Here is a 21,791-nt window from a genome sequence, read left to right as displayed (position 1 = left end):
TTTTGTAAATCTATTGGAAAAGAAATAGGCAATATGTTTGTTGTATCAAAAATATCATGCATAAAAACGCATTTATGTTTTATGTTTACGCATAAAAACGCTATTTTTAAGAAAACTTTATCCATGAAACCGAAGCTTATAGCCTTAATTAGTGCATTATTGTGCATTATCAATATTTCCTTTGCGCAGTCATTTAAATTTGCCCATGTCACGGATACACATGTTGGTGGTGCAACAGGGGAGGAAGATCTGCGACTTACAGTAAAGGATCTTAATACATTGAAAGACATCGATTTTGTTATACTCTCGGGAGATATCACTGAATTTGGAGCTGATCAGGAACTGAAATTGGCAAAGCGGATTTTGGATAGCCTGCAGCTGCCCTGGTACGTTATTCCGGGTAACCACGATGGGAATTGGTCTGAAAATGGAGCCAATACCTTTCGTACCGTCTTTGGTGGGGAGACTTTTTTCTTTAAACATAAGGGGTATGAATTTATCGGAACAAACTCTGGGCCGAATATGCGCATGAGTCCGGGGCAGATACCACGTGAAAATCTGGTGTGGATGGATTCCATCTTTGCTGCGAATCCTGACAGGCAAACACCGCTAATTTATATTAACCATTATCCACAAGACTCCTCCCTGAACAATTGGTTTGATGCGTTGAAGCGCGTTAAAACACGCAATGTGCAATTGGCCTTCTGCGGACATGGACATGCGAACAAGGCTTACGACTGGGAGGGAATTCCGGGTGTGATGGGCCGATCCAATCTACGTGCAAATAAACCTATCGGGGGCTATAATATTGTAACCATCGCTGATGGAAAAGCGACTTATCAAGAGCGTAATCCAGGAATTGGTACACAAGAAAAACCTTGGTTAGAAGTGCCTTTGTTTGATCATCACTATGACCGCGAAACTGCGACTTATCCACGTCCGAGTTATGCGGTCAATGAAAAGTATGCAAGTGCTGTTCATGTGAATTGGACTTTTGAAGATGCGAGCGACATTGGTGCAGGGCTGACAATCTATAAAAACAAGGTTGTTACCTCCAATACTGCGGGGGATATCTTTGCGCTGGATCTTAAATCCGGTAAAAAACTTTGGGCTTACCGGACGGGAGGGAAAGTGTACTCCACGCCAGCGGTTTGGAAGGGTATGGTTGTCGCCGGTTCTTCGGATCACTTTGTATATGCTGTCAATGCGGAAAATGGAAAACTTCTCTGGAAGGTGCAGACAGATAAGGCAGTATTGGGTTCGCCACTGCTGCATGATGGGGTTGCTTTTATTGGTGGTTCGGATGGTAAATTTAGGGCCTTGGATATAAAGACTGGTAAATTAAGATGGAGTTTTGATCAGGTCAAAGGGTTTGTGTCTACCTTGCCAACGTATTATTTGGGTAATATCATCTTCGGTTCTTGGGGAAATGGATTTTATGCATTGGATGCCAAAACTGGAAAACTATCCTGGGAATGGAACAATGGTCATGCCAACCGGATGTTTTCGGCTGCTGCCTGCAATCCCGTTGGGGTAAATAATCGTGTATTTGTTGTTGCGCCGGATCGATTTATGACGGCATTGGATGCAAAGAATGGGACTGTGGTCTGGCGAGAAAAGAAGGACAGCATACGTGTGCGTGAGTCTATGGGACTGGCCGTAAATAAAAAACAGGTTTACGTGAAGACAATGGATGGCGATTTGCTTGGGATCTCTTCTTCAGATGAGAAAATGGATGTAATTTGGAAAGCAAAACTAAAATTGCCTTATGAATTGACTCCATCAGCGATAAAAACAAATCGCAAATTGGTGTTTGTGCCGAGTCATTCGGGTTTGCTTTCGGCTGTTGATGCAAAAACAGGCGATATAATGTGGCAATATAAAATTTCCAATGGAATGGTCAATCCTGTTGCTGTAAACGGTAGTAATGAGGTTGTTGCAAGCACGATGGACGGTAAAATAGTTTCTTTGAGGTTTTAAACAACCGTTTGAGTTGATTTTATTAAAAATAAATGCCTTATTATGATAAAAGAATGTCTAAACTTCTTAAATTTACGTCAAGCTTTTTTGCTTGTTTTTGCATGTTTTGTTTGTAACTTTGCGGAAGCACAGCAAAATGCTTGGATTCGAATAAACCAATTAGGTTATACACCGGCAGGTAAAAAGGTCGCGGTATGGGGCGGGAAATCAATCAGGCAGCTTCGTTCTTTTGAGGTTAAAGATGCAAAGACAGGTAAGACAGTGTATGTTCATCCCGTAGGGAAAGATTATGGTGCTTACGGCCCTTTTGTGCAGAGTTTTCGATTCGATTTCTCGGCATTACAGGATACAGGAAGGTTTTTTATCCAGGTGGGAGAAATCAAATCTCCTCATTTTAGGATAGCCCGCGATGTCTATAAGGGTGCAGCGGACTTTGTGTTGCGGTATATGCGTCAACAACGAACATTGTTCAATCCCTTTTTAAAAGACAGTTGTCATACGCACGATGGTTTTACATTGTATGCAGGTAAAGTGGGTGTAGCGGATAGCTCGCATATAGATGCTGGTGGAGGTTGGCATGATGCTTCTGATTATTTGCAATACGCGACGACTTCGGCAAATGCAACATTTCATCTGCTGGCGGCTTATCGGGACTTTCCCAAGGTGTTTGCAGATCAAAAGCAGGCAAATGGTCTGGATGGGAAGAACGGCCGTGCTGATATATTGGATGAAGCTAAATGGGGACTGGACTGGTTGTTGAAGATGCATCCCAAAGCAAATCAGATGTATAATCAGATTGCGGATGACCGGGATCATGCCAGTATGCGCATGCCCAAGGAGGATCCTTATTATGGTCGTGGATTTGAACGCCCAGTGTATTTCATAGATGGCGAGCCGCAACAAAGGGGCAAGTTTATGAATAACACCACCGGAACAAGTTCTACAGCGGGGAAATTTAGCAGTGCTTTCCGTTTGGGATCTGTGCTTTTTGGGAAAGAGGATAAAAAATATGCAAAATTGCTGTCACAGAAAGCGGAGACAGCTTATGCGTATGCAAATATAAAACCCGGGGTGACACAGACGGTTTCGATCAAATCACCTTATATCTATGCCGAAGACAATTGGGTGGATGATATGCAGCTGGCAGCGGCAATGGGACTTTCGGTAACAAAGAAAAACAAGTTTGCCGAAGAAGCTATGCAGTATGCCAGACAAGAAAAAGTAACACCCTGGATGATAACAGATACTGCTGCACATTATCAGTGGTATCCTTTTATCAACTTGGGACATTATGAATTGGCAAAAAAATTGAAAGGACAGGATCGCGAGGAGATTGTTTCATATTATAGACAAGGTATCGAAGAGGTCAATAAACGTGCTGAGCAAAATGCATTTTTAAGAGGGGTTCCTTTTATCTGGTGCAGTAACAATCTAACGGCTTCTTTCGCAATGCAATGCCTTTGGTATAAAGAGCTGACAGGGGATAATCGGTTTGATGAACTGGAGCAGGCAAATTTCGATTGGCTCTTTGGTGCCAATCCATGGGGAACAAGTATGGTCTATGGTCTTCCATCTTGGGGCGATACACCAGTTGATCCCCATTCTGCTTTTACCTATTTGGGTAAACATCCGATTGATGGTGGCTTGGTAGATGGCCCAATAATGGCCTCTACTTACCGTAATTTGATCGGTATTAAACTAAACAACCCTGATAGCTATGCGGATTTTCAGAGTGACCTGGCTGTCTACCATGATGATTATGGCGACTACAGTACCAATGAACCCACCATGGATGGAACAGCTTCATTGATCTACTTGCTAGCGGCTAAAGAAGGAAAGGCATTGGAGGAGCCTGTTGGAAAAAAGTAATCAGGGATGTCTTTGGTGCTGTTGTCCGTGGCGATTCGACAACAAAAAAAGTTGCCTTGCTTTTTACAGGACATGATTTGTCAGAAGGAACAGCGGTGGTTTTGAAAAGTTTGAAGCATCATCATGTGAAGGGGAATTTTTTCTTAACAGGAGATTATCTACGGAATGCAAGTTTCAAGCCTTATATCCGGCAGATGTTGAAAGACGGACATTTGGTATCGGGACATTCAGATAAGCATCTCCTGGTCAGTGATTGGGAGAGCCGGGATAAATTGCTGATCAGCCGGGATTCGTTCCTGCGGGATTTGAAAGCTAATTTGATTGAATTGGCGCTTTCGGGGGCGGATACAAGCAAGCTACACTATTATATTCCTTCTTATGAATGGTATAATAGCCAGACGGTAGCGTGGGCAGAAGAAGTAGGGTTGTCTTCAATCAATTATACACCCGGAATACGGACCGCTGCAGATTATACGTATCCCGAAATGGGGAAACGTTATCTGTCTTCTGCCGCAATTTTGGAAGGCCTTTGGTCTCATGAAGTGAAATCTGGCCTGAATGGTTTTATGGTACTAATCCATATGGGGACGGATGACAGACGGAAAGATAAGCTATATCGCCATTTGGACGATATAATTAAGATATTAAAAAAGAAGGGTTATCAAATCGTGGATATCCCTAGTTTATTGAATTAAGAAATACAATATATATTAAGAATGGTTAATACAACGGAGAAAGATTCGAATTATCAGGATTTGGACAAGATGTCTGTACATGAGTTATTGACTAATATCAATAACGAGGATAAATCTGTGCCACTAGCTGTTGAAAGGTCTATTCCTCAGATCGAAGCATTGGTTAAGGTTACGGTAGAGAAAATGAAGGCAGGCGGTCGGACATTTTATATCGGAGCTGGTACAAGTGGTCGACTGGGGGTTTTAGATGCATCTGAATTGCCTCCGACTTATGGTGTGCCATTTGAGTGGATCATTGGGTTGATTGCTGGTGGGGATACAGCGATCCGTAAAGCTGTGGAATTTGCTGAAGATGATCTGGAGCAGGCCTGGAAGGATATGGAAGCTTATGATATTGATGAGAATGATGTCGTGATCGGTATTGCCGCTTCGGGTACTACGCCTTACGTCATTGGAGGCTTGAAGACTGCAAATGAAAAAGGGCTGATAACAGGTTGTATCGTTTGTAATGGCGGTTCTCCGATTGCTGAAATTGCACAATATCCTGTTGAGGTCATTGTAGGGCCAGAATTTGTGACCGGGTCTACCCGTATGAAGTCTGGTACAGCACAAAAGCTTGTATTAAATATGTTCAGTACCGCAGTAATGATTCAGCTGGGCCGCGTTAAGGGGAATAAAATGGTTGACATGCAATTGTCGAATCACAAATTGGTCGGCCGGGGTGTGCGCATTATTATGGATCAGACTGGGGCAACTGAAGAGGATGCCGCAGCTTTGTTGGAACAATTTGGCAATGTAAGGCAAGCAATCGAAGCCTACCAGGCAACACATTAAAACTATCAGCATCACAATCACCTATTAAAAACAAACTATGTCACCAGTTATATTATTATCCTTTATTGTGATCTATTTTGCGGTCTTACTCGCTGTAGCGCACTTCACTTCAAAAGGATCTTCCGACAACTCTACCTTCTTTGTCGCTAACCGAAATTCGAAATGGTATATGGTCGCTTTCGGGATGATCGGTACGGCGCTTTCCGGTGTAACTTTTATTTCTGTTCCCGGTGCTGTTGGCGCTTCGGAATTTAGCTATTTTCAATTTGTGTTAGGGAATGCTGTTGGCTTCATTATCATCGCTTATGTATTGCTTCCGCTTTACTACCGGATGAACCTGACCTCCATCTACACCTATCTGGAAGAACGTTTTGGGCACACAACCTATAAAACCGGAGCTGCTATTTTTCTGATTTCCCGTACCATTGGTTCAGCCTTTCGTTTATACCTGGTTGCAATTGTCCTACAGCATTTTATTTTTGATGCCTGGAATGTGCCTTTCGCGATCACGGTAGTGATCTGCCTGGTGCTTATCTGGCTATATACCAATAAAGGAGGATTAAAAACCATCATTGTAACAGATACCCTACAGACTACCTTTTTAGTGACAGCCGTTATCCTTTCGATCTATTTTATGGCTAAGGGCTTGGATTTTGGAATAGTAGATACCTTTGAGGCAGTCAAAGAAAGCAGCTATTCCAAAATCTTCTTTTGGGATGACTTTGTTGGTAGTAAAGCAAATTTTTGGAAACAATTCTTGGGTGGAATTTTTGTAACGATTGCCATGACGGGACTTGATCAGGACCTGATGCAAAAGAACCTGTCAATGGGAACGATCAAAGAAGCGCAAAAAAATATGATTACATTCACAAGTGTATTTGTGGTGATCAATATTTTCTTTTTGGCAGTGGGCGCCCTATTATATATCTATGCAGCCAAAAACGGTATTGATGTTTCACAACTGGCGACACGCGACTACCTCTACCCAGAGATTGCATTGAATCACCTGGCTATCGTTCCAGCAATCATCTTTATGATGGGGCTGACAGCGGCTACATTTGCAACAACCGATAGTGCACTTACAGCATTGACAACTTCGTTCTGTGTGGATTTCCTGAACTTCAATAAAAAGGAAAATCCAAATGATCCAGCTCTTGTCAAAAAGCGTAATTATGTACACTTTGGCTTTTCGATTGTGATGCTATTGGTGATACTCGTATTTAAGTTGATCAATGATGACTCGGTGGTGAATGCGATATTTACCGCAGCGAGTTACACCTATGGTCCATTGCTGGGATTGTTTGTTTTTGGAATCTTCACAAAATCTGCTGTTCGGGACAAAGCGGTGCCTTATATCTGTGTGCTTTCACCAACTATATTGTATTTACTGAAAACTTATGTGATTGAGGTGTATACGCCATATGTGATCGGACTGGATCTGATTATCATCAATGGTTTTATCACTTTTCTGATGCTTTTGGTCAGTTCTCCGGGCAAGGCGAGTGAAAAGGCGCTTTCGCATAACTAAGCTGCGATATTTGATTTGTACGTACAAAAAAATTAAGTTAAGTTTGAGATACTTAGTTTTTTTGTACGTATGTATCATAGCATAAATGAGACTACGGAGTTTATCCGTAGAAAAATTGGAGATTTTACTCCAGAATTCGGTATCATCCTGGGTACTGGCTTAGGTAAATTGGTTGATGAGATAGAGATCGAATATCAGCTGATGTATTCCAATATTCCTAATTTCCCGATCTCTACAGTAGAATTCCATTCCGGTAAATTGATTTTTGGAAAGTTGAATGGTAAGAATGTGGTTGCCATGCAGGGACGACTTCATTATTATGAGGGTTATGATATGCAGCAGATTACTTTTCCTATTCGGATCATGAAAGTACTGGGCGTCAAAAAACTCTTTGTGTCAAATGCCGCGGGATCGCTGAATCCGGAGGTCAGAAATGGAGATCTGGGAATCATTGAAGATCATATCAATCTCTTGCCCGACAATCCATTGCGTGGGCAAAACCTGACTGAATTTGGGCCTCGTTTTCCGGATATGAGTGAACCTTATAACCGTGCGATGATTGAACAGGCGCTGGAAATTGCGTCAAAGCATGGGATTTCGGCACGAAAGGTTGTGTATGTCTCCTCGCAGGGACCAAACCTGGAAACAAAGGCTGAATACCGCTTTATGCGAATTATTGGTGGGGATGTAGTCGGCATGAGTACGGTACCAGAGGTGATTGTTGCCAATCATATGGCTCTTCCGGTGTTCGCGATCTCTGTTGTTACGGATGAGGGCTTTCACGATGTGTTAAAACCTGTGTCGTTGCAGGAAATCGTCGCTGTCGCTGAGAAAGCGGAACCTAAGATGACATTAATTTTGAAAGAATTGATAGCTTTGCAGTAAATTTAGACTATATACAATTTTAGATGAAGTTGATCGTACGCGTATTAGCCGCACTGTGTGTCTTACTTGTTTGTTCCATGGATGTTATTGCGCAAAGCAAAGAAGAGTGGAGCAGCGCATTGGATTCGGCGAGAGCCAAAGAAGATGGGAAAAAAGATTCGGTTATCCTTTCTGCGAAGTATATCCGTTATGCGACATTGGATATGCTTAAAAAAGGAACCTACACAAGGCAAATAGATACATCACATCGTAATTATCAATATTACAATCCCCAAAATCTACCCTGGAATCCCAGTGTGAATCTAGGATCATATGGTCTTGCCACACGTGACTTATTATTCCAGCCCAAAAAGACAATTGGATTTCAGTCTGGATTCACTGCCTTAGAACGTTATTTGTTAAATCCTGACTCTGTTCAATATTTTAGGGCTCGGGCACGTTATTCCGAACTGTCAGCGGTGGGATTCTTTTTCAATGATCAGGTTTTTAGGGCCCGGGTAGCACAGAATATAAATTCGCAATGGAACATGAATGTTGATTTCCATTCGACGAAAACAGATGGATTTTATCTTAATCAGAATTATTCGGACCTGAAGGCATCCATTGCATCGTGGTACGAGTCTAAAAATAATCGTTATAACTTATTGATCAACGCGGTTTTTAACCGCTTAGATGCGATGGAAAATGGCTCTACTATTGAAGATCGTCCATTTGCTCCCGAAAACAAACAGTCCCCGGATCGGTTTCCTGTCAAATTTCAGGATGCTAGTAATGCTACTGTGCCAAGATCAAAGTGGTGGGACAACTCGCTGTTCCTACGTCAGTCACTCTATGTAGGTCGGATTGATACCGTAGATAAGGGTAAGCCGACTATGCAGATCTATCCGACAAACAGTATGGCGCATAACACGCGGGTAAGAAGGCAGACCTATAACTTCTTCAAGAACATGAACGACCGGGCTGCTGCAATGCCTTACAATAATAAAGCACTTGCGCTGAATAATGATAAAACAGCGATCACTAATGTTTCCAATGAGTTTGAGTATAATTTCTTTCTGCGCGGTAAATCAATCTTTAAAAATGAAGCTAAGCTGAACCTCGCTTTTCAACATGATATGAACTGGGTGGAGCAGAGCCAGGTAGACTCAATGCGTTACTATAGTAATCAGACCGCGTATCCTGAACCGCTTAAGAAATTGCCAGATAGCACAACATTTGATCGTTTCTATCAAAATGGAATTGTCAAGGGAGAGTTGGGTTACAAATTTTCAGACCGGTTAGATTTTAGCTTAAAAGCCAACCAGATTGTTTTTGGTCATAATATAGGGGATTTCCTCTATGAAGCAAAGGCGGATATTTCCATGGGGGATAAAATCGGAAAGGTGACTCTTTCGGCCTATTCGCAGAACAAATCTCCTGAAATGATTTTTGAGAACCTGAACTATACTTATGGTAACTGGAATGATCTGGGATTGAAAAAGACCAAAATTCAAAATGTGGCGTTTCAATACCGTAATCCTACATTGGGGTTCAACGGGAAAGTTGAGTATTTTTTGATGAATAACTATACCTATTTTGAAGAGCTGCCGAATCCGCAAAACGACCGTAAGAAGGATAAATGGATTAATCCAGCGCAACTGGATAACGCCAATTTATTGAAAGTGAGTGTGGGACAGAAATTTAAACTCAATCATTTTACATTTGATAACTTGGTGGTTTATCAAAAAACTGATCAACAGAGCGTATTGGCTATTCCTGAGGTTTATACTTGGCATAGTCTTTATTATAGCAATCTCTTTTATAAAGTCATTGATTATAGTATAGGTATTGATGCCAAATTTAATACACCTTATGCCAATCCAAATTACTCAATAGGAACAGGACAGTTTTATAACGCTTATCAGCAGATAGAATTTTCTACTTATCCGATTATGGATTTATGGATCACGGCCAATATACAGCGGGTCAATATGTTTTTAAGTTATAATTTCCTAAATCAGAATTTCTACCCGAATGGTTATTATACTGTACGACGTTATCCAATGAATACAGCTAATTTTAGATTTGGTATTTCGTGGAAGTTCTACGATTAATAGCTATGAAAATTATGTGGGTGTTTTTTAGCTTGTTGCGGTTTTAAATGTAGAAAATCTTTGAAAATAATTTTGAGAATAGAATTTTTAAGCTATATTTGCACACGCAATTAGGGAACGGCGTTCTTTAAAAAAGTATGGAGGCTTAGCTCAGCTGGTTCAGAGCATCTGCCTTACAAGCAGAGGGTCACAGGTTCGAATCCTGTAGCCTCCACCATACAAAGTCGGAGAATTAGCTCAGCTGGTTCAGAGCATCTGCCTTACAAGCAGAGGGTCACTGGTTCGAATCCAGTATTCTCCACCAATCCAAAACGGAGGCTTAGCTCAGCTGGTTCAGAGCATCTGCCTTACAAGCAGAGGGTCACAGGTTCGAATCCTGTAGCCTCCACAAAGCATCATAAAATGGTGCTTTTTTTTCGTTAGGGGGTTTAGCTCAGCTGGTTTAGAGCACTACCTCGACAAGGTAGGGGTCACTGGTTCGAACCCAGTAATCCCCACAATAAAAAAAGCGTTCTTATGAACGCTTTTTTTATGCTGTTAATATGGCTTTCTATAGTGCCAATGTATTTGCCTCTGTTATCGGAGCCATAGAGCGCATGTGTTAGTTGCTGGTTGGAGTCCCCCGTTTTTTACCTAACTTAAAGCCATAGCCTGTTGTCCATTCGATAAAGTCTGCTTTACCACCATGTGCTTTAATGGAAACTCCAGCAAAGAAATCTTTATACACTTTATAGCGTACACCTGCTCTTAGGTATACGGGTGTGCTTTCACCATTGAATTTATTACGGTGTAAGTATACGCCGACATTTCCATTGATATATAGTCTGGAATTTAACACGTGGTCAATATAGAAAGCGGGCCCATAGGAAAATAATGCGGAGAATTTACCTGCTTTATCCCCAGCGATATTTTCGTCGTTACCACTTGCTGAATAGAATGCATCCATTCCGGCACCAAGACGCCATTTGTATCCAAAATGCTTGCTATAATAGGCCCCTAGGGTCGATTTGAAATACTGGCCATCGTGCTCCCGATCGATCTGTTTAAATCCAAAAGCATAGTTGAAATGTAGTTCCTCCGTTTCTTCCATTTTTGGAACCGTGCGTTTTCTGAAATCAAATGGTTTGCTCGTTGGCGTATAGGAGACGGATAAACTCAATGGCAGGAGGTTTATTCCGGTGTTTGGCAAAGCCAATGCGCCATTGCTGAAATGGTGGAACGCCACGCCGGCACCGATCTGAAATTTTTGGCTTAATCGGTAGTTTGCCTGAAGTCCAAGGTCAATAAATACATTGTTTTTGCTTCCAATAAGTAGATTGAAAGGGTTGTCCTCTTCGTTGTAAGGGTTGAACCTGCCGGAAAGTCCCAATGCAATCCGGTAATTGAAATTCCATCGGCTGTTGACTTTCGGTTTTATGGGAATTGCAACAAAGCCATAGAGAGCAAAAGGTTGGCCTAGGTGCTCCTGGCCAAAAGTGCTGCTATAGATGCCGACACCATAAATAGGATAGTTATATATTTCGTTATAAATGCTTTTTAACGAATCCTGAAATTGTGTTTGGAAGCCAACGCGAAAATTAAGGCCACTGTAATAGGAGTCTTCCAGGGTTTGCTTCGAACGTTCGTTAAATTTGAGCTCGCCCCCACTTTCATGCTCAAGTTGAAATATTAACCTTGTTTTTGCGGGAGTACGGTTGTTTGATGTGTCTTTCTGATTTTCTATTCTGGGAGTGACCTGCGCATGTGTATGAAAGGAAAGAAGTGCGAAGATCACAAAAACAAGTATGCTTGATCTCATGAAATAAAACGTTAGCGTTTTTTAAAATTTTTGCAAAAATAAGAATGATAAACCATTGTAACAATATTCATTAAGCATATGGGAAATACAGATGACAAATTGCCGTATTTCAGCTACAAAGAAGAAAGTGCAATAGTGACGGGCGGCAATAAATTGTTTTTATATCTACGTAATTATATTGCATATCCACAGCAATTTATCTAAGTTTGAGCTGAAAAGAAAAAGGAAATATGATTAAAAATCTATTTAAAATTACTGCTGTTACGTTTGCTCTAACAACAGCAGGGGGTACTTTGTTTGCCCAGAACGCCAAATTTGACTGGAAAGAATCTTCTGAAGGCGGGTATACCTACAAGTATGTGACCAATGACCCTACCCATTCGAGGTTTTACAAACTCAAAAATGGTCTAACCGTTATCCTAAGTCCAACCAAAAAAGAACCGCGTATCCAAACTTACATCGCGACAAAAGCCGGAAGTAAAACCGATCCAAAAGATCATACAGGTTTGGCTCACTATCTGGAACATATGCTCTTTAAGGGGACAGATAAATTTGGCTCCAAAGATTGGGCGAAGGAAAAACCTTTGTTGGATCAAATTGATGCACTTTATGAAAAGTATAACGGTACGACCGATGAAGTACAACGGAAAGCGATATACAAGGAAATTGACCGTGTTTCTGGCGAAGCCGCTAAGTATGCTATCGCCAATGAATACGATAAACTGATGGCATCCATGGGTGCGGAAGGCACAAATGCCTTTACGTCGTTTGAACAAACGGTTTACCAGGAGCAGATTCCGAGCAATGTGATGGATAAGTATCTTGCAGTACAGGCCGAGCGTTTTAGAAATCCGATACTCCGCCTGTTCCATACGGAACTGGAAGCCGTCTATGAGGAGAAAAATATCGGATTGGATAAAGATAGCCGTAGGGCTATTGAAGCAATGTTTGAAGCAGCTTTTCCAAATAACAACTATGGTAAGCAGACCACTATCGGTACGGTAGAACATCTAAAAAATCCATCGTTAAAAGCGATCCGAGAATATTTTAATACCTATTATGTGCCTAACAATATGGGTGTGATCATGTCCGGTGATTTTGATCCTACAGAAGTTGTGAAAAAGGTGGATAAGAGTTTTGCTTTCATGCAGCCCAAAGAGATACCGCCATATACTTTTGATCCAGAGAAGCCTATTTTAAGTCCAATTGTTCGGGAGGTAAAAGGACCGGATGCTGAATTTATGTTTATGGGATTCCGTTTTCCGGGTGCAGCAACCAAGGATGCGCAGCTATTAAATCTGATGAGCCAGATTTTGACGAACGGTTCGGCAGGTCTGATTGATCTGGATTTGGTGAAAAACCAGAAGCTATTAGGTGCTGGAGCCTTCCCGTATGTGTTGAAAGATTATTCGCTATTGATTCTACAAGGAAATCCGGGACAGGGACAGCGCTTGGAGGAGGTGCAACAGTTGCTGTTAAAAGAACTGGATAAATTGCGTAAAGGTGAATTTTCTGATGATTTGATCGGAGCAATTGTCAATAACGCGAAAAAAGAAGAGATCAAACAGAATGAAAGTTATGGTGACCGTGCAGAAGCATTAATGGATGCTTTTACATCGGGACAGGACTGGTCGTCGGTGGTTAGTTATTCGGATGGTTTGAATAAGATTACAAAACAAGATATTGTCAATTTTGCCAATAAATATTTGAATGATAATAACTACGTCGTGGTTTATAAGCGAAAAGGGGTAGACAATAATGTTGTCAAAGTAGTGAAACCGGAAATTACACCTGTCACTGTAAACCGTGACGATCAATCTGATTTCTTGAAAAAAGTAGAGGCAATGCCAGAGGATAAGATCCTACCGGTTTGGGTAGACTACAATAAAGATGTTCAGAAAGCTACTGCAAATGGTTTGCCAGTGCTTGCTGTGAAGAATAGTGATAATGAGTTATTCTCCCTGTCTTATCGTTTTGATGTGGGGAAATGGAGCAATAAATTGTTGTCGTTGGCAGCCGGTTATCTGGAATTTTTGGGTACTAAAGATAAGTCCAGCGAGCAATTCAGCAAAGACTTTTATCAATTGGCATCTGATTTCTCGGTCTCGGCGGGAAATGAAGAAACATTGGTTTCAATTTCGGGTTTGAATTCGAATTTTATATCCACGCAATCTTTAATTCAGGATCTATTGCGCAATTGTGTGACTGACCAAGAGGCATTCAAAATGTATATTGCACGCCTTAAGAAGTCCAGAGCGAATGCAAAGGAAAACAAAGGTGCAATTATGGAGGGATTGAAATCTTATGCAAAATACGGTGCTAAGAACCCATTCAATAATGTTTTTACAGATGCGGAACTGGATGCACTGAAAGCTGAAGATCTTGTAAAAGCATTACATGATCTGGCCAATATGAAACATACGTTGCTTTATTTTGGACCATTGAGCGCGAGTGAATTTGTGGCGAAGGCAAAACCATTAAAACAAGGTTCGGGGGACTATGTACAAGGTACAAAAAGCTTGGTATTTGCGGAGCAGCCAACCAATAAAAATCAAGTGTTGTTTGCTGATTTTGATATGAAACAAGCGGAAGTATTCTGGTACAGAACATCAGACGCTTACTCCAATCCGCTTACACCAACCGTGTCATTGTTCAATAATTATTTTGGTGGTGGTATGGGAAGTATTGTGTTCCAGACTATTCGTGAGTCGAAAGCACTGGCTTATTCTACTTATGCATTCTACGGTCAGCCTTATAAAAAAGAAAATCATTATACAGTGGGTGCTTATGTCGGTACACAAGCTGATAAATTCAATGAGGCTATCAAAGGTATGAATGAGTTGTTGGATGTGCTACCTGAAAGTTCGAAAGGTTTGGACATTGCGAAGGTGAGTTTGCAAAAATCTATTGCGAGTGAACGTGTGCTAAATGCCTCTATTTTAGGTAGCTATTTAAGTGCGCAACGTTTGGGGAATACAACTGATATTCGTAAAGTTGTTTATGAGCAGGCTCCTAAGCTGACTTATGCTGACTTGAATATGTTCCATAAGAAAGAGATGAGCCAGAAGCCTTATGTATACTGTATCGTAGCGAAGGAAGATAGTCTCAAACCAGAAGATCTTGCCAGATTGGGCGAGGTGAAAAAACTGGACTTAAAAGAGATATTTGGTTATTAAATTTTTACATATTAGATCTAGATATGGTATTTGAGATAATAGTTTTTTAGGCCTTTGGCTGATAAATTATTGTTCTCGTTTCTGATCTTACTTTAACATGAAACGGGACTGTCTAATATGACAGCCCCGTTTTTATTTTCTACCCCTGATAATCATTTTTTAGCTATGTAATGCTTCGTGGGTGTTTTATTTTTGGGGTGGGTTTTCCCGTTGTTTGTCTAATTGCTGTCTGTATTCTTATCCTATCGATAAGCTAGCCTTGCGCTAATCAAAAGTATATGATCAACTTTTTCTGATCTACTTAATTATGTTTGGTCTTGGTCATGAGCGCTTAAAATCGGATGATTTCCTCAATCTGTTCGTTGATAAACTGTAAAGTATCCTCTTTAAATAACTCACCATTTTCGTTCAATTCCTGTTGTACATTGGGAAGAAATATCTTGAGGGGGAGGACATGCATTCTGAGGTAGTGGCATATTCCGGTGAGATGATCTATCCCGCGTAGGTTGCCATATCTCCCGGAAGACAATCCGACCAATGCAACTTTTTTGTGGTAAAAACTAATCGGAAAGGTGCAGCAGTCAATAAAAAGTTTGAGCGCGCCAGGGATGCTTCCATTGTATTCGGGCGCTACGAAAATAAACATATCGGCCTGACTAACCTTTTGTTGAATCGGTTCAAAAGCGGAGCTTCTTTTTCCATAAAGATCTGTCTCTAAGATATTTGGAGGAAGATCTGATAGCGAAAAAATCTCACTCTCAATGGATTTACGATTAAGAAGCTGTTGGTAGCATTTTGCTATTTTTAACGTCTTACTATTGGGACGGTTTGTTCCGGATATTATTAAAATCATTGTGTTGTTGATACTTATAAAAAGCACTATTTCAAAGTGGATACATATCTTGATTTTTTGTATCTTAGCATCCTGAGGATATGTGCCTTTGATCAATCAAAAGTACGAAATATGCTGAATTTGTTAGGCTAATTTAAATTTAGCGTAAATATTTGGACAAATTGATCTTCGGGAAAGTGAAATGTAGTGTAAAATGACATTTTAATTAAGAAAGGTTTTCATTCAAGATGGGAAAAATAATCGCAATCGCAAACCAAAAGGGTGGGGTAGGAAAAACCACAACGTCAATTAACTTGGCGGCTAGTTTGGCGGTTTTAGAATATAAAACATTGTTGGTGGATGCAGATCCACAAGCAAACTCTACTTCTGGGATTGGTTTTGACCCTCGTACGATCAATGAAAGTATATACGAATGTTTGGTCAATGATTTAAACCCGAGAGACGCGATTCAGTCAACTGAAACGCCAAATCTTGATCTTTTACCTGCTCATATCGACCTGGTGGGTGCGGAGATTGAGATGATCAATATGCACGAAAGGGAGTACAAGATGAAAAAGATCTTGGATCAGGTCAAAGATGATTATGATTTTATTATCATTGACTGTTCTCCTTCCTTGGGTTTGATCACCATTAATGCCCTGTCTGCATCTGATTCGGTTATCATACCCGTTCAGTGTGAATATTTTGCATTAGAGGGACTTGGTAAATTACTGAACACAATTAAAATCGTTCAAAACCGTTTAAATACTAGCTTGGAGATCGAGGGTATTTTATTGACGATGTATGATGTTCGTTTAAGACTCTCCAATCAGGTTGTAGAAGAGGTGAAAACGCATTTTACGGATTTAGTTTTTGATACCATCATTCAACGTAATACCCGTTTAAGTGAAGCTCCTAGCTTTGGTATCTCTGTTATCATGCACGACGCTTCCTGTAAAGGAGCGATCAACTATTTGAATTTGGCGCGTGAGATATTGCAGAAAAACGGGCATCTTAATGAAATGAATACAACAGTAACCGCATAATATGGCAGCACATCAGCGTAAAACAGGACTGGGAAGAGGTTTAGGTGCGCTATTAAACGATAGTGTAGAAGCTCCTGCTAAAAGTAATCAGCAAGTTGAGGAGTCACCGCTTGTGACTTCTTCTACAGTACATACAAGCAAAGAAAATGGCAGTATCAGCCATGTCCGGGTAGAAGAAATAGCAGTGAATCCATTTCAACCCCGTACCGAATTTGATCCGGTTGCCTTACAGGAATTGTCCGAATCCATTATTTTACAGGGTTTAATCCAACCGATTACAGTACGTAAGATTTCGGATGGCAACTATCAGTTGATCTCAGGGGAGCGGCGTCTCCGTGCTTCGAGATTGGCCGGTATTACTGAAATTCCAGCCTATATCCGCACTGCCAATGATCAGCAGATGCTGGAAATGGCATTGATCGAAAATATCCAACGCGAAAACTTAAACGCCATTGAGGTAGCTTTGAGCTTCCAGCGCATGATCGAGGAATGTAATTTAAAGCAGGAGGAACTGGGAGAACGTGTCAGTAAAAACCGTTCTACAGTGACAAACTACCTCCGTTTATTGAAACTCCCACCTGTCATTCAGGCGGCGATACGGGATGGCGCATTGACCATGGGACACGCTCGTGCACTGATCAATATTCCAGAAGTAGATAAGCAGTTATATATCTTTAAATTGATCATTGATCAGGGGTTATCTGTTAGAAAAGCCGAAGAGCTTGTTCGTGAACTTCAAAAAGGAGGGAAGAAAAAAGCTGGCAAGGAGAAAACTGCGATGTCATTTCAGTTGCAAAAAATTGAAGATGATCTGGCATCGAAATTTTCGTCGAGAGTCAAATTGAATTTGAAGAGTACCAAAGGTAAGGGAGCTATCGAGATTCCTTTTGAATCAGAGGATGATCTGAGCCGTATTCTTGAACTTTTAGATTGGTAATATGACCAAATTAATGAGTCTGCTTTTTGCCGTATTTGCTGTACTGATGGTACAGGCCCAGACTGTCGATACAATTCCCAAAAAACAGGTTCAAACTGTCAAAACAGATAGCTTGAAGCCTAAAGCAGCACAGGATACTGTTAAAAAGGAATCCCGCAAAGAACGTAAGAAGCGAGAAAAAGAAGAAGCCAAGGCAAAGGAGAAGGTCGTGTTTAAAGATTCTACCCGATTGGCTATTGAAGCAAAAAATAAACAGGCCTGGAAGCGTTCCCTGGTATTGCCGGGCTGGGGTCAGTATACCAATGGTGGTGTGTGGTGGATTAAAGTACCTGTGATCTATGGTGGATTGGCAACGACGGTGCTCGTTTTTGATTTCAATAATAAATATTACAAAGAACTTTTGGGTGTATTGCAGGATAGGGCAGAAGGTCGACCGGTGGATCCTTTTTATGAGAGAATCCCTGATCAGTCAATTATACGGGCAAAGGATAATGCAAGGCGAAACCGGGATCTGATGGTGCTGCTTACGCTTGGGGTCTATGGATTGAACGTTGCCGAAGCCTATATTGATTCTATGCTAAAATATCGCTGGAGTATCGGTGATGATAAGCCCAAAAAGACAGCTTTTTCTATCGGACCTACATTAATGGATGCAAGTCTCGCATCGGGATCGTTTACTTTTAAACCTACAGTCGGATTAAAATTGTCCATGAAATTCAATTAAAAACCTTGTGTCGCAGCCTGTAACATGTGTGATGGCTGACGATTTCGGGTTCTCATTGATCTTTGAATACGGACGCTTGTAATAAAAAATCGTTGTTAATCACGGTTTTGTGTCTGTTTTTCAATGGAATTTTTTAATTTTAAAAATAAACTATACTTTATTTTCTAGATATATGAACATCATTCTCTTGGGATATGGCAAAATGGGGCAGATTATCGAAAGGTATGCACTGAAAAGAGGCCATCAGATTTTTTTAATAGTGGATGAAAATAATCGTCCCGGTCTGACAGTTGATGATATCAAGGGAGCTGATGTAGCTATTGATTTTAGTGTACCATCTGCTGCTTTGGATAATATGAACCTTTGTTTGGAAGCGGGTGTGCCAATTGTAGTTGGGACAACGGGCTGGTATGATCAATTGGAAAGTGTCAGAGAAAAATGTCTGGACTCAGATGGAACTATTTTATATGGTTCAAATTATTCGATTGGTGTGAATGTGTTTTTCCATATCAACCGAATGTTGGCGCAAGCCTTACAACCTTATAAACAATATGATGTTCAGGTGGAAGAAATCCACCATATCCACAAATTGGATGCGCCTAGTGGTACAGCGATTACCATTGCAGAGGGTATCCTGGATCACAGTGATGTGAAAACAAACTGGGTCAATACTGTTGTGGGTGAGCAAGACGAAATTATTCCTAAGCCACAGGAACTTCTCATAGAGAGCCATCGGATTGAGGAAGTTCCGGGTACACATACCGTGCTGTACAGTTCTGAAGTGGATCAGATAGAATTTAAACATACTGCGCATAGTCGGGATGGCTTTGCCTTGGGCGCTGTCGTTGCCGCCGAATGGTTGAATGGTAAGAAAGGATTCTATCAAGTAACTGAAATTTTCGATTTTAATAAATAGTACTAATTAATAGATTATGTGGTTAATTATCTTTGCGGTTTTAACAGCAATAGCGGGATATGGATTGTGGCAATTGTTTGTTAAAGCTGGCAGAAAAGGCTGGGAAGCAATCGTACCTTTTTATAGTCAATATATACAGGCTAAATTAACAGGAAGACCAACATGGTGGGTGATCTTATTGTTGATTCCTATTGTCAATATTTTTGTTTTCTATAACCTTTACCTCGACTTTATCCATTGTTTTGGCAAGCGCCGTTTTTGGGAAAATGCTGCGGCTGTTTTGGTGCCATTTATTGTGTTACCCATGTGGGCAAAAGATACCAATGTGCGTTTCTTGAATGGTTTGTATGCTAAAAACCTGAAGACCGCTGCACAGGAAGGTGTGGAATTGACCGAAGAGAAGCTTGCGGAAATTGAACAAGCTTCCTACAAAGAGTATAAAATCAAATATCCGTACAAGAAATCTATGGTGCGTGAATGGGCTGATGCAATCGTATTTGCAACTGTTGCAGCCTCGCTTATTCGCGGATTTTTAATTGAAGCGTATATGATTCCGACAGGATCAATGGAACGTACCTTATTGATTGGGGATTTCTTATTTGTGAGTAAATTGAATTATGGCCCTCGTGTGCCTAATACGCCGATTGCGTTTCCTTTTGCACATCATACGATGCCAATAACAGGTGGAAAAGCTTACTCTGAGTTGATTGAGCTGCCTTACAAACGATTGCCAGGATTTCAAAAGATAGAGCGCAATGATGTTGTTGTCTTTAACTTCCCGGCAGGTGATACTGTAGCCCTAGAAAATCAGAATGCGAGTTATTATGACCTTGTCAGAGCCTACGGCTGGCAGACTGTTAATTCACAGTTTACCATTCAGGCCCGACCAATAGACAAACGTGAAAATTATATCAAGCGTTGTGTAGGATTACCGGGGGATAAGATCTCAATGAAGGATGCCAAGCTTTTTATCAATGATCAACCTGGATTTGATCCACCTGAAAGCCAGTTGAATTATTATGTGTTGACAGATGGTACTCCATTGGATATGGAGCGTCTACGTGAACTACGTATTGAAGGTGGTGGATCTGATCAGCAACCTGGTGTATATGAATTGTATATGACAGATGATGAGGTCGCGCTTGTGAAATCATGGTCAAATGTAAAGGAAATCAGAAGAAGTCCAGCTGGTGAAGGTGCTTATCCGTACGATCCTCAGTATAAATGGGATTTTGATAACTTTGGACCAATCTTGATTCCGAAAAAGGGCTGGACTGTTGCTTTGAATGCACAGACCTTACCCATCTATGAGCGTGCTATTCGTGTTTATGAAAATAACAAATTGGAGAAACGTGCTGATGGTATCTACATCAATGATGTTAAAGCGGATAACTATACCTTTAAAATGGACTATTTCTGGATGATGGGAGATAACCGTCATAATTCCCTGGATTCCAGAGGGTGGGGATTTGTGCCTGAAGACCATATCGTGGGTAAGGCATTATTTACCTGGATGAGTTGGGACGAAATAGGTACAGGTCTTTCTAAAATCCGTTGGAACCGTATATTTAAAGGAATTCATTAATAGTAGCTATTAGGAAGAATCCATTTTCTTTTGATAGTGGACTTGAATCAAAATAGAAAAGGCTTTCCTACAGGAAAGCCTTTTCTATTTGTAGTAACTATTGGTTAAGGCATCCAGCCTTCATCGTATCATTTATTTTAGACAGGTCAGATAACGTTTGATTGTTTCCTCCAGTCCAAGGTATAAGGCATCTGAAATCAAGGCATGTCCAATGCTTACTTCCAGTAATTCGGGTATATGTTGATTGAAATACTGGAGATTGTTTAAATCTAGGTCATGGCCTGCATTTAAACCTAAGCCAACCTCGCGCGCTTTTAACGCAGCTTTGAAGTAGGGTTTGATAGCGGCTTCTTTATCAAAACCATATTCATTGGCAAAACCTTCGGTATATAACTCTATGCGGTCTGTGCCTGTTTCTGCTGCCGCTTCGACCATCTCCTCTACAGGATCTACAAAGATTGATACACGGATGCCAGCATCTTTGAACAATTGGCACATATCCTTAAGATAGGCTTTGTTTTTGATCGTATCCCAGCCGTGATTGGAAGTCAGCTGGCCTTCGGCATCAGGAACCAAGGTTACCTGAGCAGGTTTGTTGGCCAGGACAAGATCGATAAATTTCTGTTCCTGGCAATTGCCCTCGATATTGAGTTCGGTCTGAATTTCGGCTTTTAAGTCAAATACATCCTGATAGCGGATATGCCTTTCGTCCGGTCTTGGGTGGACAGTGATGCCTTGTGCACCAAAACGTTCACAGGCTAATGCAGCAGCTACGAGATTAGGATTATTACCTCCTCTGGAATTTCTGAGCGTTGCAATTTTATTGATATTTACTGAAAGTCTAGTCATTTTCCTGTATGTTATACGGTAAAAATACAAATAATATCTATTTT

The 21,791-nt window shown here is 40.9% G+C and carries 17 protein-coding genes and 4 tRNA genes; 18 read left to right on the top strand and 3 right to left on the bottom strand.

All coding sequences use genetic code 11. The features are described from left to right. The first annotated feature begins 123 nt into the window (after positions 1-123). The 11 genes from ABFX33_RS22275 (at position 124) to ABFX33_RS22225 (ending at position 10,381) form a co-directional block, all read left to right on the top strand. Positions 124-1,980, top strand: a complete 1,857-nt coding sequence (locus ABFX33_RS22275) for an outer membrane protein assembly factor BamB family protein (protein WP_346088328.1) — start codon at positions 124-126, stop codon at positions 1,978-1,980. 42 nt (positions 1,981-2,022) lie between these two features. Continuing rightward, positions 2,023-3,849, top strand: coding sequence for a glycoside hydrolase family 9 protein (locus tag ABFX33_RS22270; RefSeq protein ID WP_346088326.1), 1,827 nt, complete (start codon positions 2,023-2,025; stop codon positions 3,847-3,849). Positions 3,850-3,926: 77 nt separating this feature from the next. Beyond that, on the top strand, positions 3,927-4,544 hold the full coding sequence (locus tag ABFX33_RS22265) for a polysaccharide deacetylase family protein (RefSeq protein ID WP_346088324.1): 618 nt from the start codon (positions 3,927-3,929) through the stop codon (positions 4,542-4,544). A gap of 21 nt (positions 4,545-4,565) precedes the next feature. Continuing rightward, positions 4,566-5,378: an N-acetylmuramic acid 6-phosphate etherase gene (murQ, locus tag ABFX33_RS22260; RefSeq protein WP_120260332.1), complete on the top strand. Its 813-nt coding sequence runs from the start codon at positions 4,566-4,568 to the stop codon at positions 5,376-5,378. 37 nt (positions 5,379-5,415) lie between these two features. Next, positions 5,416-6,906, top strand: coding sequence for a sodium:solute symporter (locus ABFX33_RS22255; protein ID WP_120260331.1), 1,491 nt, complete (start codon positions 5,416-5,418; stop codon positions 6,904-6,906). 69 nt (positions 6,907-6,975) lie between these two features. Beyond that, positions 6,976-7,791, top strand: a complete 816-nt coding sequence (locus ABFX33_RS22250) for a purine-nucleoside phosphorylase (RefSeq protein ID WP_257086950.1) — start codon at positions 6,976-6,978, stop codon at positions 7,789-7,791. A 23-nt stretch (positions 7,792-7,814) separates the two neighbouring features. Further along, positions 7,815-9,884, top strand: coding sequence for a putative porin (locus ABFX33_RS22245; RefSeq protein ID WP_346088320.1), 2,070 nt, complete (start codon positions 7,815-7,817; stop codon positions 9,882-9,884). A gap of 139 nt (positions 9,885-10,023) precedes the next feature. Continuing rightward, positions 10,024-10,101: transfer RNA gene (locus ABFX33_RS22240), tRNA-Val, on the top strand. A gap of 9 nt (positions 10,102-10,110) precedes the next feature. After that, a tRNA-Val gene (locus ABFX33_RS22235) sits at positions 10,111-10,188 on the top strand. A gap of 9 nt (positions 10,189-10,197) precedes the next feature. Next, a tRNA-Val gene (locus ABFX33_RS22230) sits at positions 10,198-10,272 on the top strand. Between the two features lie 34 nt (positions 10,273-10,306). After that, positions 10,307-10,381, top strand: a tRNA-Val gene (locus ABFX33_RS22225). 104 nt (positions 10,382-10,485) lie between these two features. Here the strand turns inward: ABFX33_RS22225 and ABFX33_RS22220 are convergent. Next, on the bottom strand, positions 10,486-11,682 hold the full coding sequence (locus ABFX33_RS22220; RefSeq protein ID WP_346088319.1) for an acyloxyacyl hydrolase: 1,197 nt from the start codon (positions 11,680-11,682) through the stop codon (positions 10,486-10,488). Between the two features lie 78 nt (positions 11,683-11,760). On the opposite strand from ABFX33_RS22220, the gene ABFX33_RS22215 reads away from it, so the two are divergent. Both ABFX33_RS22215 and ABFX33_RS22210 read left to right on the top strand, forming a co-directional pair. Then, a complete protein-coding gene (locus tag ABFX33_RS22215; protein ID WP_257086955.1) occupies positions 11,761-11,886 on the top strand; it encodes a hypothetical protein in 126 nt (41 codons plus the stop codon). 26 nt (positions 11,887-11,912) lie between these two features. Beyond that, a complete protein-coding gene (locus ABFX33_RS22210; protein WP_346088317.1) occupies positions 11,913-14,858 on the top strand; it encodes a M16 family metallopeptidase in 2,946 nt (981 codons plus the stop codon). Between the two features lie 331 nt (positions 14,859-15,189). Here ABFX33_RS22210 and ABFX33_RS22205 read toward each other — a convergent pair whose 3' ends face one another. Beyond that, positions 15,190-15,711: an NADPH-dependent FMN reductase gene (locus ABFX33_RS22205; protein ID WP_120260326.1), complete on the bottom strand. Its 522-nt coding sequence runs from the start codon at positions 15,709-15,711 to the stop codon at positions 15,190-15,192. A gap of 227 nt (positions 15,712-15,938) precedes the next feature. Between ABFX33_RS22205 and ABFX33_RS22200 the strand changes: the two genes are divergently transcribed. The 5 genes from ABFX33_RS22200 to lepB all read left to right on the top strand — a co-directional run bounded on the left by ABFX33_RS22200 (position 15,939) and on the right by lepB (position 20,898). Further along, entirely contained in the window at positions 15,939-16,736 is a 798-nt protein-coding gene (locus ABFX33_RS22200) for a ParA family protein (protein ID WP_120260325.1), read from the top strand. A gap of 1 nt (position 16,737) precedes the next feature. After that, positions 16,738-17,673, top strand: coding sequence for a ParB/RepB/Spo0J family partition protein (locus tag ABFX33_RS22195; RefSeq protein ID WP_346088314.1), 936 nt, complete (start codon positions 16,738-16,740; stop codon positions 17,671-17,673). A gap of 1 nt (position 17,674) precedes the next feature. Further along, the gene (locus ABFX33_RS22190; protein ID WP_257086961.1) at positions 17,675-18,397 is read left to right on the top strand and encodes a DUF5683 domain-containing protein; all 723 of its coding nucleotides are present in this window, start codon (positions 17,675-17,677) and stop codon (positions 18,395-18,397) included. Between the two features lie 172 nt (positions 18,398-18,569). Then, positions 18,570-19,313, top strand: a complete 744-nt coding sequence (gene dapB, locus ABFX33_RS22185) for a 4-hydroxy-tetrahydrodipicolinate reductase (RefSeq protein WP_120260322.1) — start codon at positions 18,570-18,572, stop codon at positions 19,311-19,313. 16 nt (positions 19,314-19,329) lie between these two features. Further along, complete coding sequence (gene lepB, locus ABFX33_RS22180; protein ID WP_346088311.1) at positions 19,330-20,898, top strand: signal peptidase I; 1,569 nt, start codon at positions 19,330-19,332, stop codon at positions 20,896-20,898. A gap of 132 nt (positions 20,899-21,030) precedes the next feature. Here lepB and ABFX33_RS22175 read toward each other — a convergent pair whose 3' ends face one another. Further along, positions 21,031-21,747, bottom strand: a complete 717-nt coding sequence (locus tag ABFX33_RS22175; RefSeq protein WP_346088309.1) for a pyridoxine 5'-phosphate synthase — start codon at positions 21,745-21,747, stop codon at positions 21,031-21,033. Positions 21,748-21,791 lie beyond the last annotated feature (44 nt).

Source organism: Sphingobacterium ginsenosidimutans (assembly GCF_039536865.1).
In the GTDB taxonomy this organism is placed as follows: domain Bacteria; phylum Bacteroidota; class Bacteroidia; order Sphingobacteriales; family Sphingobacteriaceae; genus Sphingobacterium; species Sphingobacterium detergens.
Note: the sequence above shows the minus strand (reverse complement) of the source record. Positions and strands in the feature narration are given on the sequence as shown.

Excerpts from the sequence above, each read along its gene's own strand:
- ABFX33_RS22245 (WP_346088320.1), top strand. The coding sequence starts at position 7,815 with ATGAAGTTGATCGTACGCGTATTAGCCGCACTGTGTGTCTTACTTGTT.
- ABFX33_RS22250 (WP_257086950.1), top strand. The coding sequence starts at position 6,976 with ATGTATCATAGCATAAATGAGACTACGGAGTTTATCCGTAGAAAAATT.
- ABFX33_RS22270 (WP_346088326.1), top strand. The coding sequence starts at position 2,023 with ATGATAAAAGAATGTCTAAACTTCTTAAATTTACGTCAAGCTTTTTTG.
- ABFX33_RS22220 (WP_346088319.1), bottom strand. The coding sequence starts at position 11,682 with ATGAGATCAAGCATACTTGTTTTTGTGATCTTCGCACTTCTTTCCTTT.
- ABFX33_RS22175 (WP_346088309.1), bottom strand. The coding sequence starts at position 21,747 with ATGACTAGACTTTCAGTAAATATCAATAAAATTGCAACGCTCAGAAAT.
- ABFX33_RS22215 (WP_257086955.1), top strand. The coding sequence starts at position 11,761 with ATGGGAAATACAGATGACAAATTGCCGTATTTCAGCTACAAAGAAGAA.
- lepB (WP_346088311.1), top strand. The coding sequence starts at position 19,330 with ATGTGGTTAATTATCTTTGCGGTTTTAACAGCAATAGCGGGATATGGA.
- ABFX33_RS22275 (WP_346088328.1), top strand. The coding sequence starts at position 124 with ATGAAACCGAAGCTTATAGCCTTAATTAGTGCATTATTGTGCATTATC.
- ABFX33_RS22210 (WP_346088317.1), top strand. The coding sequence starts at position 11,913 with ATGATTAAAAATCTATTTAAAATTACTGCTGTTACGTTTGCTCTAACA.
- ABFX33_RS22255 (WP_120260331.1), top strand. The coding sequence starts at position 5,416 with ATGTCACCAGTTATATTATTATCCTTTATTGTGATCTATTTTGCGGTC.
- dapB (WP_120260322.1), top strand. The coding sequence starts at position 18,570 with ATGAACATCATTCTCTTGGGATATGGCAAAATGGGGCAGATTATCGAA.
- murQ (WP_120260332.1), top strand. The coding sequence starts at position 4,566 with ATGGTTAATACAACGGAGAAAGATTCGAATTATCAGGATTTGGACAAG.
- ABFX33_RS22195 (WP_346088314.1), top strand. The coding sequence starts at position 16,738 with ATGGCAGCACATCAGCGTAAAACAGGACTGGGAAGAGGTTTAGGTGCG.
- ABFX33_RS22200 (WP_120260325.1), top strand. The coding sequence starts at position 15,939 with ATGGGAAAAATAATCGCAATCGCAAACCAAAAGGGTGGGGTAGGAAAA.
- ABFX33_RS22205 (WP_120260326.1), bottom strand. The coding sequence starts at position 15,711 with ATGATTTTAATAATATCCGGAACAAACCGTCCCAATAGTAAGACGTTA.
- ABFX33_RS22190 (WP_257086961.1), top strand. The coding sequence starts at position 17,675 with ATGACCAAATTAATGAGTCTGCTTTTTGCCGTATTTGCTGTACTGATG.